Raw genomic sequence first — 15,611 nt, 5'->3', positions numbered from 1 at the left:
CACACTCTGCTGTTAAAAGCCTAAATCAGGGGCCGGGGGGAACCTCGGCCCCTTTTTGGTGTCTGGCTTTCACAGACCCCCACATCCGCCCGCTGGAGCTTCCCTGATGACCCTCGATCTGCACATCACGCTCACCTATGACATGGATGTGCCGACCGATATCCTGCTGCAGGTCGAGGCCGCCGCGATCCCCGAACAACGGATCGAATGGGCGCATATCGAGGCATCGCGGTGCGAGCATTTCGTCCGCGTGGCGGCGCTGGACGGAATCGGCGACCGGATCTGGCTGCGCACCAGCGGCAGGCTCAGCATCGACTACCGGGCCCGGATGACGGTGCTGCGCGATCTGGTCGATGTCGCAACGCTGCCGCAGATGCCGCTGCACCAGCTGCCCGGCGAAACCGTGCAGTATCTGTTCGATTCGCATTATTGCCCCGCCACCAAGTTCCACAGCTTCGTCGACACCGAATTTGGCGAGCTGCAGGGCGGCGCGCGGATCGCGGCGATGCGCGACTGGATCACCGAACATTTCGTGTATGAGTCCGGCTCGTCGGACGGAACCACCACCGCGCTCGACAGCTTCGTGATGCGCCATGGCGTCTGCCGCGATTATGCGCATGTCATGATCGTGCTCGCACGCGCCTGCTCGATCCCGGCGCGGTTCGCCAGCGTCTACGCGCCCGATGTCACCCCGCCCGATTTCCACGCGGTCGCAGAAGTGTTCCTTGCAGATCCCTCGGGCGTTGGCGGCTCGTGGCATCTCATCGACCCCACCGGGATGGCAACCGCCGCCGATATGGTGAAGATCGGCGTCGGCCGCGACGCGCTCGACGTCGCCTTCCTCACCGCTTTCGGCACGGTGGTGCTGGTCGAGCAGAACGTCAGCGTGACAAGGGCTGAATAGCCCAATGCCGTCATTCCCGCGAACGCGGGAATCCCGCTTCGGAGGGACGGTGGCGCAGAAGCGGGACCCCCGCCTGCGCGGGGGTGACGGAAAACCGGTGGGTTAGGGATGGTTTCCGCGTGAGCGCGACGGCAAACCATGCCACCCGCCTTGACTCTGCGCCCCCACCTGCTATTGGCCCGCCCTGACCGGTAACGCCGCAAGGCCGCGCCGATCGCCGTCCGAGACAGTTGGTGCGGGGGATTTGCTCCGCTTAATGTCCAGCCTAGACGGGGATATGTTTTTCACTGCTCCTGATCTGATCAGGACAGACGCTGCCATTTTCGCCCCTCCAATCGGATCGGGGCAACGGCTCGGCAAACACCCCCACGGACTGATCTGCAGTGCTTGACCCCCACAAGGGCAAGGGCGCTGCGCAATGAACCGGGCGCACCGGCGGGCAGTGCACACTGTATGTTCGATGCGCTCATGTGGAAGGAGACCAGCATGGATCGTGCTGATAAAAAAGCCGCTGTTGCCTCGCTGAACGCAACCTTCGGTGAAGCCGGTGTGGTGGTGGTGACCCGTAATCTGGGTCTGACCGTTGCCAAGTCGACCGAGCTTCGCACGAAGATGCGCGCAGAAGGCGCCAGCTACAAAGTCACCAAGAATCGCCTGGCCAAGCTGGCTGCGGTGGGCACTCCCTATGAGTCCATCGCCGACCTGCTGACCGGACCGATTGCCCTTGCCACCTCGACCGATCCGGTCGCGGCTGCAAAGGTTGCGGTGAACTTCGCCAAGGACAATGAAAAGCTTGAGATTGTCGGCGGCGCAATGGGTGACACGGTTCTGGATGCCGAAGGTGTCAAGGCGCTTGCCTCGATGCCCTCGCTCGACGAACTGCGCGCCAAGATCATTGGTCTCGTCAATGCCCCGGCAACCAAGGTTGTCCAGGTCATTCAGGCACCGGCTGGGCAGCTTGCCCGCGTGTTCGGCGCCTATGCGACCAAGGAAGACGCATAAGCTTTTCAAACTTCGTCGCGTCTCGCCTGTCCGGGCGGATGCGGCACCTATCATGATTTAGAACTGGAGACTTAAAATGGCAGATATCGCAAACCTGGTCGAAGAACTCTCGAAGCTGACCGTTCTTGAAGCCGCTGAACTCTCGAAGGCCCTCGAAGAAGCATGGGGCGTTTCGGCCGCCGCTGCTGTCGCTGTTGCCGCGCCTGCTGGCGCTGCTGCACCGGTTGCTGAAGAGCAGACCGAATTCGACGTCATCCTGACCGGCGACGGCGGCAAGAAGATCCAGGTCATCAAGGAAGTCCGCGCCATCACCTCGCTCGGCCTGACCGAAGCGAAGACCCTGGTGGAAAGCGCTCCCAAGGCGATCAAGGAAGGCGTCAGCAAGGCTGAAGCCGAAGACATCAAGGCGAAGATCGAAGCAGCCGGCGGCACCGTCGAGCTCAAGTAATCTTCTGCTCCTGCGGCTTCATGCCGCAGGGATGAACGAAAAGGGCGGTCTGCTTCGCGCAGGCCGCCCTTTTTCGTGTCTTTCCTCTTTTTCGTCACCCCCGCGCACGCGGCGGTCCCGCTTGTGCGCTGTCGTTTCGGCAGTAGCGGGATTTCCGCTTTCGCGGGAATGACGAGAGGTCAGCTGCGCAGCAGCTCGTTGATTCCGGTCTTCGAACGCGTCTGCGCATCGACTGTCTTGACGATCACCGCGCAATAGAGCGACGGGCCGGGCGAGCCATCGGGCAGCGGCTTGCCGGGCATCGATCCGGGGACGACCACCGCATAGGGAGGCACCTTGCCGTAATGCACTTCGCCGGTGGCGCGGTCGACGATCTTGGTCGACGAACCCAGATACACGCCCATCGAAAGCACCGCGCCCTCGCCGACGATCACGCCCTCGGCGACTTCGGAGCGCGCGCCGATGAAGCAGTTGTCCTCGATGATCACCGGGCCCGCCTGCAGCGGCTCGAGCACGCCGCCGATGCCGACGCCGCCCGAGATGTGGACGTTGCGGCCGATCTGCGCGCAGCTGCCCACGGTGACCCAGGTGTCGACCATCGTGCCTTCACCGACATGCGCGCCGATGTTGACGAAGCTGGGCATCAGCACCGCGTCCTTGGCGATGAACGCGCCGCGGCGGACGATCGAGCCGGGCACCGCGCGGAAACCCGCTGCCTTGAACTCGTCGGCCTGCCAGCCGTCGAATTTGCTGGGCACCTTGTCCCACCAGTGCGCGCCGCCGGGGCCGCCGCTGATTTCTGCCATCGGGTTCAAACGGAACGAGAGCAGCACCGCCTTTTTGAGCCACTGGTTGACCTGCCAGCCGCCCTTGCCGTCGGGCTCGGCGACGCGCGCCACGCCGCTGTCGAGCAGCGCGATGGCTTCAGCGACATCACGGCCCACCGCGCTGCCGGGGCTGGTGTCGAGGCTGTCGCGGCCGTCCCAGGCGGCTTCGATGCGGGTCTGGAGTGTGTCGGTCATCGGGCAGTCTCCTGTGTCAGCGCGGTGAGCCACTCGCCCAGCGCGCTTATCTCATGGTCGATAAAGTCGTGTTCGGCCTCATGCGTGCCGCCATCCGATCCGTTGTTCATCCACACCGTAGTCATGCCCAGCAGCTTGGCGGGCTTGAGGTTGCGCGCGAGATCATCGACGAAAAGCGCCGCTGCAGGATCGATCGCGAGGCTGTCGACCAGGCTTGCATAGGCTGCGGCATGCGGTTTGGGCTGGTATTGCGTTGCGTGGATGTCGTGGATTGCCTCGAACTGGTCGCGCAGGCCGAGCCGGTCGAGCACGCGGCCTGCATAGGTCACGTCGCCGTTGGTGAAGATCAGCTTGCGCCCGGGAAGTTGCGCCAGCCCTGCTGCGGTAACCGGGCAGGGCTCGATGCGGCCCATGTCGATATCGTGGACATAATCGAGGAAATGGTGCGGATCGACGCCGTGGTCGAGCATCAGCCCGGCCAGCGTGGTGCCGTGCTGGTAATAATAGTCTTTCTGGATGCGCCGCGCCTCGACCAGATCGACCTGCATCAGATCGGCGACATACGCCCCCATGCGCTCGTCGATCAGCGCGAACAGGTCCGTCTCCGCCGGGTAGAGCGTGTTGTCCAGATCGAAGATCCAGGTGCGGACGTGATCGAAGGGCGGGCGCATGATGGAATTGCGCCTAGACCGGCGCGGGCGCGTCGGCAAGCCGCCATTCGGCCTGGACGTCCGCGTCCTGCTCGTGCGCGATGCGGGCAGCGCGCTCCGCCTCCCAGCGCGCCGAGTCGAGCTCGGCCAGCGCCCACACCGCCGCGCCGCGTACCACCGGGTCGGCATCGTCGAGCAGCGCCACGACCGCCGGGGCCAATGCCGGATCCCCGCTGTTGCCCGCCGCCACGGCCGCATTGCGCACCATCCGCACCCGCCCGCTGCGCTTGATCGGTGATCCGGAGAACACAGCGCGGAACTGCGCATCGTCGAGCGCGAGCAGATCGGCGAGCGAGGGCGCGGCAAGCTCGGCGCGCGGCAGGAACGCCTGGTTGCGGTGCGCGGCATCGGCAAACTTGTTCCACGGGCAGACCGCCAGGCAATCGTCGCAGCCATAGACATGGTTGCCGATGCCAGCGCGCAATTCGGCGGGGATGGGTCCGGCATGCTCGATCGTGAGATACGAGATGCAGCGTCGCGCATCGAGCCTGTAAGGCGCGGGAAAAGCGTTTGTCGGGCAGACGTCCTGGCAGGCGGTGCACGATCCGCAAAGGTCGGCGCTCGCACCGCTCGGCGCGAGTTCGAGCGTGGTGTAGATCGCGCCCAGGAACAGCCAGCTACCATGCTCGCGGCTGACGAGATTGGTGTGCTTGCCCTGCCAGCCCAGCCCCGCCGCCATCGCCAGCGGTTTTTCCATCACCGGCGCGGTATCGACGAACACCTTGACCTGAACGTCGTCGCTTTGCTCGACCAGCCAGCGCGCGAGCGCCTTGAGCGCGGTCTTGACCGTCTTGTGATAATCGCCGCCCTGCGCATAGACCGATATCCGCCCTAGGCCCGGATGCTCGGCGAGCGCGAAGGGATCGCGACCGGGCGCATAGCTCATCCCCAGCATGATCACCGATCGGACATCGCTCCACAGGGTGGCCGGGTCTGCGCGCTGGTCGCTGCGCGCCTCCATCCACAGCATGTCGCCATGGCAGCCCTTGGCGAGCCAGTCTTGCAGCCGCGCGGCAGTCTGCGGCCCCAGGCTCGCGGGCGCAATCGCGCAATCGGCAAAGCCCAGCCGCGCGGCCTCAGCTGCAATGTCCGCCTCAAGGTTTTTCTTGCCGCTAACCATATTTGTCCGCTACCCGATTAAGGCCTTTCCACCAAGACCGATGGGCTATCCGTTGACCCCGCCCAAAACCCCAATGCCCAAGGACCAGCCGTGACCGCCAATGCCATCGAAGCGCGCGGGCTGGTCAAGATCTTCGGGCGTCAGCGCGCGGTCGACGGGGTGGACCTCACCGTTCCTGCCGGCAGCATCTTCGGCATCCTGGGACCCAATGGTGCAGGCAAGACCACCACCTTGCGGATGCTGCTGGGCATCGTCGATCCGGACGAGGGCACGCGGACATTGCTGGGCACCGATCATCCGCTCGATGTCGCCAAGCGCGTGGGCTATCTACCCGAGGAGCGCGGGCTGTATCCTTCGATGAAGGCCTATGACGCGATCGCCTTCATGGGCGCGCTGCGCGGACTGCCGCTCGCAGAGGGGCGCAAACGGGGCAGGGCGATGCTCGAGGAGCATGGCCTGGGCAAGGCGGCCGACAAGGAAGTGCGCACGCTCTCCAAGGGCATGGCGCAGACGGTCCAACTGCTCGGCACCCTGGTGCACGATCCCGAGCTGATCGTGCTCGACGAGCCGTTCTCGGGGCTCGACGCGCTCAACCAGGCCAAGCTCGAGCGGCTGATCCGCGCGCAGGCCGACAAGGGCGTCACCGTGATCTTTTCCACGCATGTCATCGCACATGCCGAACGGCTGTGCGAGCGTATCGCGATCATTGCCGGCGGCAAGGTGCCGTTCACCGGATCGGTGTCCGAGGCGCGCGACCGGTTGCGCCCGCAGGTGCGGCTGGAGACGCGGTCGCTCGACGGGCCATGGCGCGCGGCGCTGCCCGCCGATGCCGCGCCTGAGGGGCATTTCTGGCATTTCACGCTTCCCGAAACCGGGGTCGAGCCCTTGCTGCGCGCGCTGATCGAAGGCGAGGCGGGGATCCAGTCGCTGTCGATCGAACGCCCCGGGCTGCACGATGCCTTTGTCGCGATCGCAGGCGCCGATGCCGCGCGACAGCTTGAGGAAGAAGCGCTGCAGGAGGGTTCCGATGCCTGAACTTTTGCGCGCTGCCTGGGTGATCGCCAGGCGCGATTTCGCCGCGATCATCTTTTCCAAGGCGTTCTTCTTCTTCCTGCTCGGCCCGGTCTTTCCGCTCGCGATCGGCATTGCGGCGGGCAGCATCGGCGGGCAGGTCGCACGCGATATCGACCGGCCCAGCTTCGCGCTGGTGATGTCCGCTCCCGATTCAGAGGCTGCGCTGGCGGCGCGCACCGCACTCGCCACGCAACTGGGCGAGGGCAGGGTGCCGGTGCTGGTGGCGCGCCAGGCCGAGCAGCCCGAACGCCTGCTCGATGCGACACAGGACACCCGCTTTCTGGGCGTGCTCACCGGAAGCCTCGCAGACCCGCAGCTGATCGGCACCGCAGCCGAGATCGAGCGTTGGCAGGGTCCGCTAGAGCTGCTGGTCGAGCGCGCGCGCGCCGGGCAGGCGGCAAAGCCCGCAAAGCTTGAGACTCGCGCGGTCGCGCAAAGCTCGGGCGCGCAGGAGCAGGGGCGTCTAGTCACCGCGCAGGTCGGTCAGGCCCTGCTGGTGCTGCTCACCATGCTGCTGGCCGGCATGGTGCTCTCCAATCTGGTCGAGGAAAAGACCAACAAGATCATCGAGATCCTCGCGGCCGCCGTGCCGATCGATGCGATCTTTCTGGGCAAATTGTTCGCGATGCTGGGCATGGCGCTGATCGGCATCGCCTGCTGGGCGGGGCTGGCGGTGATTGCGATTCTGGCGGCGGGCAACGGCATGCCGCAGCTGCCCGCGCCCGCGACCGGATGGCCTTTGTTCCTGGGCCTTGGCGTTGCCTATTTCGCGATGGCCTATCTGCTGCTGGGATCTTTGTTCCTCGGCATCGGCGCGATGGCGACCACGGTGCGCGAGGTGCAGACGCTGTCGATGCCCGCGACGATGGGGCAATTGCTGTTCTTCTTCCTCGCGTCCTATTCGGTCACCCGGCTGGGCGAACCGATCGAGATCTTTGCAGCGGCGTTCCCGTTCAGCTCGCCTTTCGCGATGCTGGCGCGCGCGGCGCAGGAGCCCGATGTGCTGCAGCATCTGCTGGCCCTGGGCTGGCAGGCGGCGTGGGTGCTGCTGCTGATCCGCTTCGGCGCGCGGCTGTTCCGGCGCAATGTGCTCAAATCGGGCGGCGGCGCAAAGCGCGGGCTGATCGCCGGGCTGATGGCGAAACCCTGAACGACACTGGCCCTGAAACGCAAAAGGGCCGCGCATCGCTGCACGGCCCTTTGGTGATCTGTGCCTTGTGGGCGATCAGTACATGTGCTGGCCGCCGTTGATCGACAGCGTCGATCCGGTGACGAACGCGGCTTCCTCGGCGGTGAGGAAGACGACGCCGCGCGCGATTTCCTCTGCCTGGCCCAGACGTCCGACCGGGATCTGCGCCACGATCTTGTCCATCACGTTCTGCGGAATGGTCGAGAGCATTTCGGTGGCGATATAGCCCGGCGCGATCGCGTTGGCGGTGACGCCATAGCGCGCGCCTTCCATCGCCAGCGACTTTGTGAACCCGTGGATGCCCGATTTGGCAGCGGCATAGTTGACCTGGCCGATCTGGCCGCCCTGGCCGTTGACCGATCCGATGTTGACGATGCGGCCCCAGCCGCGGGTGCGCATGCCGGGGAAGCACGCCTTGGCCATGTTGAAGCAACCGGTGAGGTCGACGCGGATCACCTCGTCCCACTGCTCCCAGGTCATCTTCATCATCGTCGCGTCGCGGGTGATGCCGGCATTGTTAACCAGGATGTCGACAGGGCCGTGATCGGCTTCGATCTTGGCGACCGCATCCATGCTCTGCTGGTGGTCACCGACATCCCATTTCTGCACAGCGATACCGGTCCGCTTGGAAAAGGCGCTGGCGGCTTCGTCATTGCCACCGTAGCTGGCGATAACCCGTGCGCCTGCATCCTTGAGCGCCAGGCTGATCGCCTCGCCAATGCCGCGCGTTCCGCCGGTTACGATTGCAATTCTGCCCATGCATACTCTCCTGTCTCGCCCGTGAATCAAGGCTTTCGCGGCCACACTAGGAAGCCGCGGCAGGCAAGACAAGTTGACGCTCGCGAAAAGCGTGGGCGCGGTGGGTGTACGATCTCGTCATTCCCGCGAACGCGGGAATCCCGCTTCTGCACAAACGGCTTCACAAAAGCGGGACCCCAGCGTTCGCGGGGGTGACGGCGATGAAGCTAGCCCAATGCTCAACGAAAAGGGGCGGCACCCTATGGTACCGCCCCTTGTCCGTTTTCGCCCTGAGCCGCCCTTACTTCGTGCGCAGGCGTACCGGCAGGAACTGCGGTTGGCCGGTGCGGCGCTGGACGCGCAGCAGCACGGCTTCGCGGTTGGCAGCGCGCGCCTCGGCGATCACCCGGTCGACATCCGCTCCGGTCGCGACCGGACGGTTGTTGATCGAGAGGATCACGTCACCGCGGCGGATGCCCTTGGTCGCGGCATCGCCCGAAGGATCGACCGCGGCCACAACGACACCCTTGAGCTCGGGCGGAACGCCGATCTGCCGCGCGATCTGCGGGGTCAGTTCGGTCACCGCCATGGCCAGCGCCTGGCGGGTGGCCTGCTCGCTAACCTGTTCGTCCTGATCGGAGAAGTCTTCGGCAGCTTCGGGGTTGAACGCCTGTGCGTTGAGCTCCTCTTCGCTCGGACGCTTGCCGACCGTGGCGGTCAGCGTCATCCGCTCCCCGTTGCGCACCACCACGACGGGGATACGCTTGCCCGGGGCGGTGTTGGCGACGATGAACGACAGCGTCTGATCGGGAGTCACGTCCTTGCCGTCGACCGACACCACGACATCGCCGGCCTTCAGCCCGGCCTTCTCCGCCGGTTCACCCGGTTCGACGCGCTGGATGAACTCGCCGCGCTTCTTGGGCAGGCCCAGCGAGGCGGCAAGATCATCGGTCAGCGGCGTGATGCCGACGCCCAGATAGCCGCGCTCGATCGCGGTTCCGCTGCGCAGCTTCTCGACGATGGGTGCGGCGACTTCGGCAGGGATCGCAAAGCCGATGCCGACGCTGCCGCCGGTGGGCGAGATGATCGCGTTGTTGATGCCGATGACGTTGCCGTTGAGGTCGAACATCGGGCCACCCGAATTGCCCCGGTTGATCGCGGCGTCGGTCTGCAGATAGCGGTCATAGGCGCCGCCCTGGCCGGTGTTGCGATAGACCGCCGAGATGATTCCCGAGGTCACCGTACCGCCCAGGCCGAAGGGGTTGCCGATCGCGAGGATCCAGTCGCCGACACGCGCCTTGGTCGAATCGCCAAAGCGCACGAACGGGAAGGGCCTGGTGCCCGAGATCTTGAGCACGGCAAGGTCCGACTGCGGATCGCGGCCGATCAGCCGGGCGGGGTATTCGGTGCCGTCGGGCATGGTCACGGTGATCGATTCGACCGAGGCATTGCCTTCGGCTGCGATCACGTGGTTGTTGGTGACGACATAGCCATCGGCCGAGATGATGAAGCCCGATCCCAGCGACTGCGCCTCGCGGGTGCCGCCACCACCACCGCCTTCGGGCGCGCCGAACAGGCCGCCGAACGGGGTTCCGGCAAAGGGATTGTTGGCCACGCGCACCCGCTGGCGGGTGGAGATGTTGACCACCGCAGGTTGCAGCTGTTCGGTGAGGTCAGCAAAGCTCATCGGCGCGCCGGGGCGCGGGGCGGCTGCCATCATCGCGCTCTGGTCGTTCTGGGCGACCTGCGCGCCCAGTGGCTGGCCGGTGGCCAGCACGACGGCGCTGCCACCGAGCAAAAGGGCTGACGTCACTGCATAAGCGTATCGCACGTGTGATTCCTCTTCATGTCTTAAGACGCGACCACCGGCTTCCCCAGAACACCGACAAGCCGGTGCAAAACCTTGGTACGTCCGGTTTGCAACCCGCGCCTGAACGCAGATTGAATGATGCGGCGCATCAGGTGCGCCGCACCGGTTTAGCGATTACCCCGACCCTGGAATTCGCGCAGATATTCGTTGTTGGGCGACAGGATGATCGAGGTTTCGCCCGATCCACCCAGGAACGTCCGTTCATAGCTCTGCATTGCACGGTAGAATTCATAGAAGGACGCATCCTTGCCAAAGCTGTTGGCATAGGTACGCGATGCGGATGCATCGGCCTCGGCGCGGATGATCTGCGCGTTCTTCTGGCCCTGCGCGGTGATGGTGCGTGCTTCCTGCTCGCGCGCGGTGCGCATCCGCTGAAACGCGCTCTGCAGCGGGGTGCCCTGCGGCAGGTCGGCGCGCTTGATCTGCACGTCGACGATCTGCGCGCCGTACTGCGATGCGATGCGGTCAAGCCCGGCCTGGATGCGGTCCATGATGCCGCCGCGCTCGGGGCTCAGCAAGGCTGCAAACTGGCGCTTGCCCAGCTCGTTGCGCAGCGCCGATCCCAGGATCGGGCGAAGCTCAGCAGCGACGCGCTCGACGCTTCCGGCAGAGACGTACATCCGCTCGGGGTCGACGATCCGGAAGCGCGCATAGGCATCGACCTCAAGCCGCAACTGGTCGGTGGAGAGCACCTGCTGCTGCTCCATCTCGACCGCGATCACGCGCTTGTCGACCCAGACGATCTGTTCGGCAAACGGGATGCGCGCGATGAGGCCCGCGCCGGTCTGGCCGAATTCCTCGTTCTCGCGATAGACGTTGAAGGTGCGCACCGGCTGTCCGAAGCGGACGATCACCGCCTGCTTGGTTTCGGGCACCACCGCGACCGAACTTGCCAGCACGATCAGCAGCAATGCGAGCAGGCCGAGCAGCAGCATCGGGCGTTGCATCATCGATCCCATCAGCGTGCCTCCCCGGTCGCTGGCACAGGCGGCGCAGGGGTCGCTTCCACCCGCTTGCGCAGTTCCGGCAGCGGCAGATAGGGGACGACATTGCCCGGTTCGATGATCGTCTTGTCAAGCTTGGACAGTACCCGCTCCATGGTTTCGTAATACATGCGCCGACGCGTCACTTCGGGCGCCATGCGGTATTCCTCGTAGACCTTATCGAACGCGGCGGCCTCGCCCTGCGCGGCAGCGGTGAGCTGCTGGGCATAAGCGCGCGCCTCGTTGAGGAAGGTCTGTGCTTCCTGCTGCGCGGCGGACACCGCCTTGAACGCTTCGTTGACGGCTTCGGGCGGGTCGGCCTTCTTGATCGCGACGCCTTGCACCTGAATGCCCGAGCGATAGCCGTCGAGCAGCTCCTTCATCCGCTGCTCAACCTTCTGCTCGACCTCGATACGGCCAGGGCCGATCGCATCATCGAGCGTCACTTCGGCCACGCTGGCGCGCATCGCGGCTTCTGCCGCCTCGCGGATGGTCGCTTCAGGATCGGCCAGCTGGAACAGGTAAAGCGTGGGGTCCTTGATCGTCCAGCGCACCGAATAGGCAAGGTCCACCAGGTTCTGGTCGCCGGTAAGGATCAGGTTTTCCTGCGTGCCTGCGGCGGGGATATCGATGGTGCGGATGTTCTGGACATCGACGACCTCGAACGATTCCACCGGCGAGGGCAGCGTCATCGCGATGCCGGGTTCCAGCGTGCGCGAATAGGAGCCGAGGAACGAGACCACGCCGCGCTCCTGCGGGCCGACACGGTGGATGCTGGTGAGCAGCAGCCACAGCACGAAGATCAGGCCGATGGCGATGGGAAGATAGCTCTTGCCGTTGGGACGCCGGGGCAGACCGCCAAAGCCGCCGCCACCAAAACCGCCGCCGCCACCGCCGCGCCGCTTGAACAGCTCTTCGATATTGGATGCCTTGCGGCCACCGGTCGGACTGGCCCCTGCGGGCTGCCACGGATTGCGCGGACCCCCACCGCTGCCATTGTCTGCGCCACCGCCGGATCCGGAATCGCCGGGGCCGCCCGAACCTCCCGATCCGCCGCCCCAGGGGCTGTTGTTGGCCATAGTCGCAATGTTGGAAAACCAGCCGGTCAGTCTTGTCATACTCTCTTTATAGGACGTGACTCCGATAAAAACAGGGGTTTCATGCGCATCTGTTTTGCGGACACGCGCATTTCGTCTAGGCAGGGCAGGGGCTTGCCGGATGATGGTGCGCCGCTTTATGCGCTTGGGACGAATATGGCAGAGCTGAACGAAATTGAAACCGCTGCAGCCGCGGCGAGCGAGGGCAGGGCAAGTGGCGTGCGGCTGCGCGAAGGCGGCGTGGTCTCGCTGGTGCTCGATGTCGGCGGGCTCGATGGCCTCGCGCGCGACCGCATGGAGATCGCGCTCAAGGGCGCGCTGCTCAAGATCGAGGGCGTCACCAAGGTTCAGGTGGCGATGACCGCAGAGCGCCGCCCGCCGCGGCTGATCGTGGTCGGCTCGGGCAAGGGCGGGGTGGGCAAGTCCACCTTTTCCGCCAATCTGGCGGTGGCGATGCACCGCGCCGGGCGCAAGGTCGGATTGGTCGATGCCGATATCTACGGCCCCAGCCAGCCGCGCCTGTTCGATTGCGAGGATGTCAAACCCACCGCGCGCGACGACAAACTGGTGCCGGTGCCCAACGATTATGGCGTGCCTCTGCTCTCGATGGGCCATATCGTGCCGCAGGGTCAGGCCATCGCCTGGCGCGGGCCGATGGCGGGCAAGGCGCTCGACCAGCTGATCAACGCGCAATGGGGCGATGTCACCGACATCATCGTCGATCTGCCACCGGGAACCGGCGATGTGCAGCTTTCGATGCTGCAGAAGCACAAGCCGGCTGGCGCGGTGATCGTCTCCACCCCGCAGGATCTGGCGCTGATGGACGCGGTGCGCGCGATCAGCCTGTTCGAACAGGGCAGCATTCCGATCATCGGGCTGATCGAGAACATGGCGGGCTATGTCTGCCCGCATTGCGGCGAATTGTCCGATCCCTTCGGCATCGGCGGCGCGGAAGCGGCGGCCAAATCGATGAACCTGCCGTTCCTGGGCCGCGTTCCGCTCGACATGGTGATCCGCCGGTCGAGCGATGCGGGCGTGCCGCCGGCATCGGGCGAGGGGCTGATCTCCGACAGCTTCGCCGCGATTGCAGGCCGCATCTCGACCTGGATCGACAACCGGTTCGGGCCGGCAGGCTGAACATGGTGCAGATCACGCGGCGCGGCCTGCTGATCACCGCAGCCGCGGGCACCGGACTGACGGTCGCCTGGGCGCTGTGGCCGCGCCGTTATGACAATCCGCCCGCGCTGATCGGCGACGAGGCGGTGTTCGGCGCCTATCTTCGCATCGCCGCCAACGGCACCGTGATCGTCAGCAATCCGCATTGCGAAATGGGGCAGGGGGTGGGCACCGTGCTCGCGCAGATCGTTGCCGAAGAGCTGGGCGCGGACTGGCGGACGATCGCGATAGAGCCCGCGCCGCCGGTTCCGGTGTTCGCCAACACCATGCTCGCGAGCGAATGGGCGCCGCTGCTGCTGCCCCCGGTGCTGGCGCTGCAGCCCGATGCCAACGACATTCTGGTGCGCCGCTGGGCCGCGATGCGCGAGTTCGTGGTGACCGCAGGCGATACCGAGGTCACCGCTTATGAGGCGGGATACCGCGCGGCGGCTGCGACCGCGCGCTCGCTGCTGTGTCAGGCGGCAGCGGACCGCTGGGGCGCAACGGTCGAGGAAACCGATACCCGCGACGGCTTCGTCGTCTGGGGCAACGAGAAGCTGCGCTTCGCCGAACTCGCTGCCGAGGCAGTGGGCTATGCCGTTCCCGATCCTGCGCCGTTGCGCACCACGCTGCCGGGCAATGTCCGCGCCGAGCCGGTGGGCGATGCGCCGCCCTTTGCGCGGCTCGATCTTCCCGGCAAGGTCGATGGCAGCGCCACCTTTGCAGGCGATGTCCGCCTGCCCGACATGGTCTATGCCGCGATTCGTCAGGGACCGGTAGGCGCGACCGCCCTGGTCAGCGTCGACCGCAAGCTGGCCGATGGGGTGACCGGGCTGATCGACATCGTCCAGAGCGAAGACTGGGTCGCGGCGGCGGCGACCAGCTGGTGGGCGGCGGACAGGGCGGTCAACCGCCTGCGCCCGCGCTTCCGCCACAGCGGCAAACGGCGCAGCGGCGAAGATGTCGCTGAATTGCTCGCCAAGGCGATCGAGGGCAAGGGCGGCGATTCGGGCACCGGCTATCGGATGATCGAACGCGGCGAGGGCGATGCGGGCTTTGCCGGGGGCGGGGGGCTGGCGGCGCGCTATGCCATCGCCGCCGCGCCGCATGCGACGCTCGAAACCGGCGCGGTCACCGCGCGCTTTGCCGACAACCGGCTGGAACTGTGGGTGGCGAGTCAGGCCCCGGCAGCCGCACGGCGGCGCGCGGCCAAGGCGCTGGGCATCGCGCTGGCCAATGTGCAGATTTATCCCATGCCCGCAGGGGGATCGTTCGACCGCAGGCTCGATGACGATCTGGTCGCGCCTGCCGCGATCCTGGCGCGCGACCTGCGTCGGCCCGTGCAGCTCACCCGCTCGCGTCAGGAAGAGGCGGTGCGCGATCCCGTCCGCACGCCTGTCGCGGCGCGCGTCGCGGCGCTGATCGACGAACAGGCGAACATCGCCGCGCTCTCGGTCAAGATCGCCTGCCCGCCCAGCGCGCGCGAATCGGCGCAGCGGCTGTTCAACGATTCGCACGGCATGGAGGCGATTGCCGACACCAGCGGCGATGCCGACCGGATGGCGGTTTCCGGCGCGATGGTGCCTTATGACATCGCCAACCTTGCGATCGATCATTATCCGGTACGCATCGACATCCCCACTGGGCGCTGGCGCGGCAATGGCGCGAGCTATGGCGTGTTCGTCACCGAATCGTTCATCGACGAGCTGGCCGCCCAGGCGCGGCGCGAGCCCTTGTCGTACCGGGTGCAGATGCTGGGGCAGAACATCCGCCTTGCCAACTGCCTGACGCGCGTCGCGGGGCTGGCAGAATGGGATGGCGGGCTCGACAACAGCGGCCAGGGCGTCGCCTGCTGCAGCTGGAACGGCGCGCACATCGCGGTCGTCGCCAGCGCCTCGCGCGGCGGCAGCGGCACAGATGGCGCAGGCGCGCGCGGCGGCTTTCGGGTCGAGCGATTGTCCGCGGTGGTCGATGCCGGGCGCATCATCAATCACGACATAGCCTTGCAACAGATCGAGGGCGGCATGATATTCGGCCTTGCGATGGCGATGGGGTGCGCCACCGGCTGGACCGATGGTTATCCCGATGCCAGAGCCTTGAGAGACCTTTCCCTGCCGCAACTGGCCGACATACCGGAGATCCGCGTGGACTTTATCGAGAGCCAGGAGCCGCCTGCGGGCCTTGGCGAGATCGGCGTGCCTGCTGTCGCACCCGCGATTGCCAACGCGCTCGCCTCTGCCACCGGCCTGCGCTTCCGCCAGCTGCCATTGCTGTCAGGTGGCCTGTGAGCGATTTCGAT

At 65.9% G+C, this 15,611-nt stretch carries 14 protein-coding genes; 7 read left to right on the top strand and 7 right to left on the bottom strand.

The genetic code is table 11. The annotated features are described in order from the left end of the window. Positions 1 to 106: 106 nt before the first annotated feature. From IP68_RS11580 to rplL, 3 genes are all read left to right on the top strand, one after another. Complete coding sequence (locus tag IP68_RS11580) at positions 107 to 904, top strand: transglutaminase family protein (RefSeq protein WP_054135149.1); 798 nt, start codon at positions 107 to 109, stop codon at positions 902 to 904. A gap of 486 nt (positions 905 to 1,390) precedes the next feature. Further along, the gene (rplJ, locus tag IP68_RS11575) at positions 1,391 to 1,906 is read left to right on the top strand and encodes a 50S ribosomal protein L10 (protein WP_054135192.1); all 516 of its coding nucleotides are present in this window, start codon (positions 1,391 to 1,393) and stop codon (positions 1,904 to 1,906) included. Between the two features lie 76 nt (positions 1,907 to 1,982). After that, on the top strand, positions 1,983 to 2,354 hold the full coding sequence (gene rplL, locus IP68_RS11570) for a 50S ribosomal protein L7/L12 (RefSeq protein ID WP_054135148.1): 372 nt from the start codon (positions 1,983 to 1,985) through the stop codon (positions 2,352 to 2,354). Positions 2,355 to 2,533: 179 nt separating this feature from the next. Here the strand turns inward: rplL and dapD are convergent, their stop codons facing one another. Genes dapD through queG form a run of 3 tightly spaced genes read right to left on the bottom strand, consistent with a single transcriptional unit; the run spans position 2,534 to position 5,206 of the window. After that, entirely contained in the window at positions 2,534 to 3,376 is an 843-nt protein-coding gene (dapD, locus tag IP68_RS11565; protein WP_054135147.1) for a 2,3,4,5-tetrahydropyridine-2,6-dicarboxylate N-succinyltransferase, read from the bottom strand. Further along, positions 3,373 to 4,047: a pyrimidine 5'-nucleotidase gene (locus IP68_RS11560; protein ID WP_054135146.1), complete on the bottom strand. Its 675-nt coding sequence runs from the start codon at positions 4,045 to 4,047 to the stop codon at positions 3,373 to 3,375. Before IP68_RS11560 ends, dapD begins: the two co-directional genes overlap by 4 nt. Positions 4,048 to 4,060: 13 nt before the next feature. Then, positions 4,061 to 5,206: a tRNA epoxyqueuosine(34) reductase QueG gene (queG, locus tag IP68_RS11555; protein ID WP_054135145.1), complete on the bottom strand. Its 1,146-nt coding sequence runs from the start codon at positions 5,204 to 5,206 to the stop codon at positions 4,061 to 4,063. Positions 5,207 to 5,296: 90 nt separating this feature from the next. On the opposite strand from queG, the gene IP68_RS11550 reads away from it, so the two are divergent. Together IP68_RS11550 and IP68_RS11545 are read left to right on the top strand one after the other, a co-directional pair. Continuing rightward, positions 5,297 to 6,241, top strand: coding sequence for an ABC transporter ATP-binding protein (locus tag IP68_RS11550; RefSeq protein WP_054135144.1), 945 nt, complete (start codon positions 5,297 to 5,299; stop codon positions 6,239 to 6,241). Beyond that, positions 6,234 to 7,430, top strand: coding sequence for an ABC transporter permease (locus IP68_RS11545; protein WP_054135143.1), 1,197 nt, complete (start codon positions 6,234 to 6,236; stop codon positions 7,428 to 7,430). The genes IP68_RS11550 and IP68_RS11545 overlap by 8 nt, the downstream gene beginning before the upstream one ends. 75 nt (positions 7,431 to 7,505) lie before the next feature. Here the strand turns inward: IP68_RS11545 and phbB are convergent, their stop codons facing one another. The 4 genes from phbB to hflK form a co-directional block, all read right to left on the bottom strand. After that, complete coding sequence (gene phbB, locus IP68_RS11540) at positions 7,506 to 8,228, bottom strand: acetoacetyl-CoA reductase (protein WP_054135142.1); 723 nt, start codon at positions 8,226 to 8,228, stop codon at positions 7,506 to 7,508. Between the two features lie 280 nt (positions 8,229 to 8,508). Continuing rightward, positions 8,509 to 10,038: a Do family serine endopeptidase gene (locus IP68_RS11535; RefSeq protein WP_197275788.1), complete on the bottom strand. Its 1,530-nt coding sequence runs from the start codon at positions 10,036 to 10,038 to the stop codon at positions 8,509 to 8,511. Between the two features lie 146 nt (positions 10,039 to 10,184). Next, a complete protein-coding gene (gene hflC, locus IP68_RS11530; RefSeq protein ID WP_054135141.1) occupies positions 10,185 to 11,036 on the bottom strand; it encodes a protease modulator HflC in 852 nt (283 codons plus the stop codon). Continuing rightward, entirely contained in the window at positions 11,036 to 12,178 is a 1,143-nt protein-coding gene (hflK, locus tag IP68_RS11525) for an FtsH protease activity modulator HflK (protein ID WP_054135140.1), read from the bottom strand. The genes hflC and hflK overlap by 1 nt, the downstream gene beginning before the upstream one ends. 135 nt (positions 12,179 to 12,313) lie before the next feature. Here hflK and IP68_RS11520 point away from each other — a divergent pair, with 135 nt between their 5' ends. Next, positions 12,314 to 13,294, top strand: coding sequence for an Mrp/NBP35 family ATP-binding protein (locus tag IP68_RS11520; protein ID WP_054135190.1), 981 nt, complete (start codon positions 12,314 to 12,316; stop codon positions 13,292 to 13,294). 2 nt (positions 13,295 to 13,296) lie between these two features. Further along, positions 13,297 to 15,600: a molybdopterin cofactor-binding domain-containing protein gene (locus IP68_RS11515; RefSeq protein ID WP_231683946.1), complete on the top strand. Its 2,304-nt coding sequence runs from the start codon at positions 13,297 to 13,299 to the stop codon at positions 15,598 to 15,600. Positions 15,601 to 15,611: the final 11 nt, after the last annotated feature.

Source organism: Blastomonas sp. AAP25 (genome assembly GCF_001295965.1).
GTDB classification, from domain to species: Bacteria; Pseudomonadota; Alphaproteobacteria; order Sphingomonadales; family Sphingomonadaceae; genus Blastomonas; species Blastomonas fulva.
Note: the sequence above shows the minus strand (reverse complement) of the source record. Positions and strands in the feature narration are given on the sequence as shown.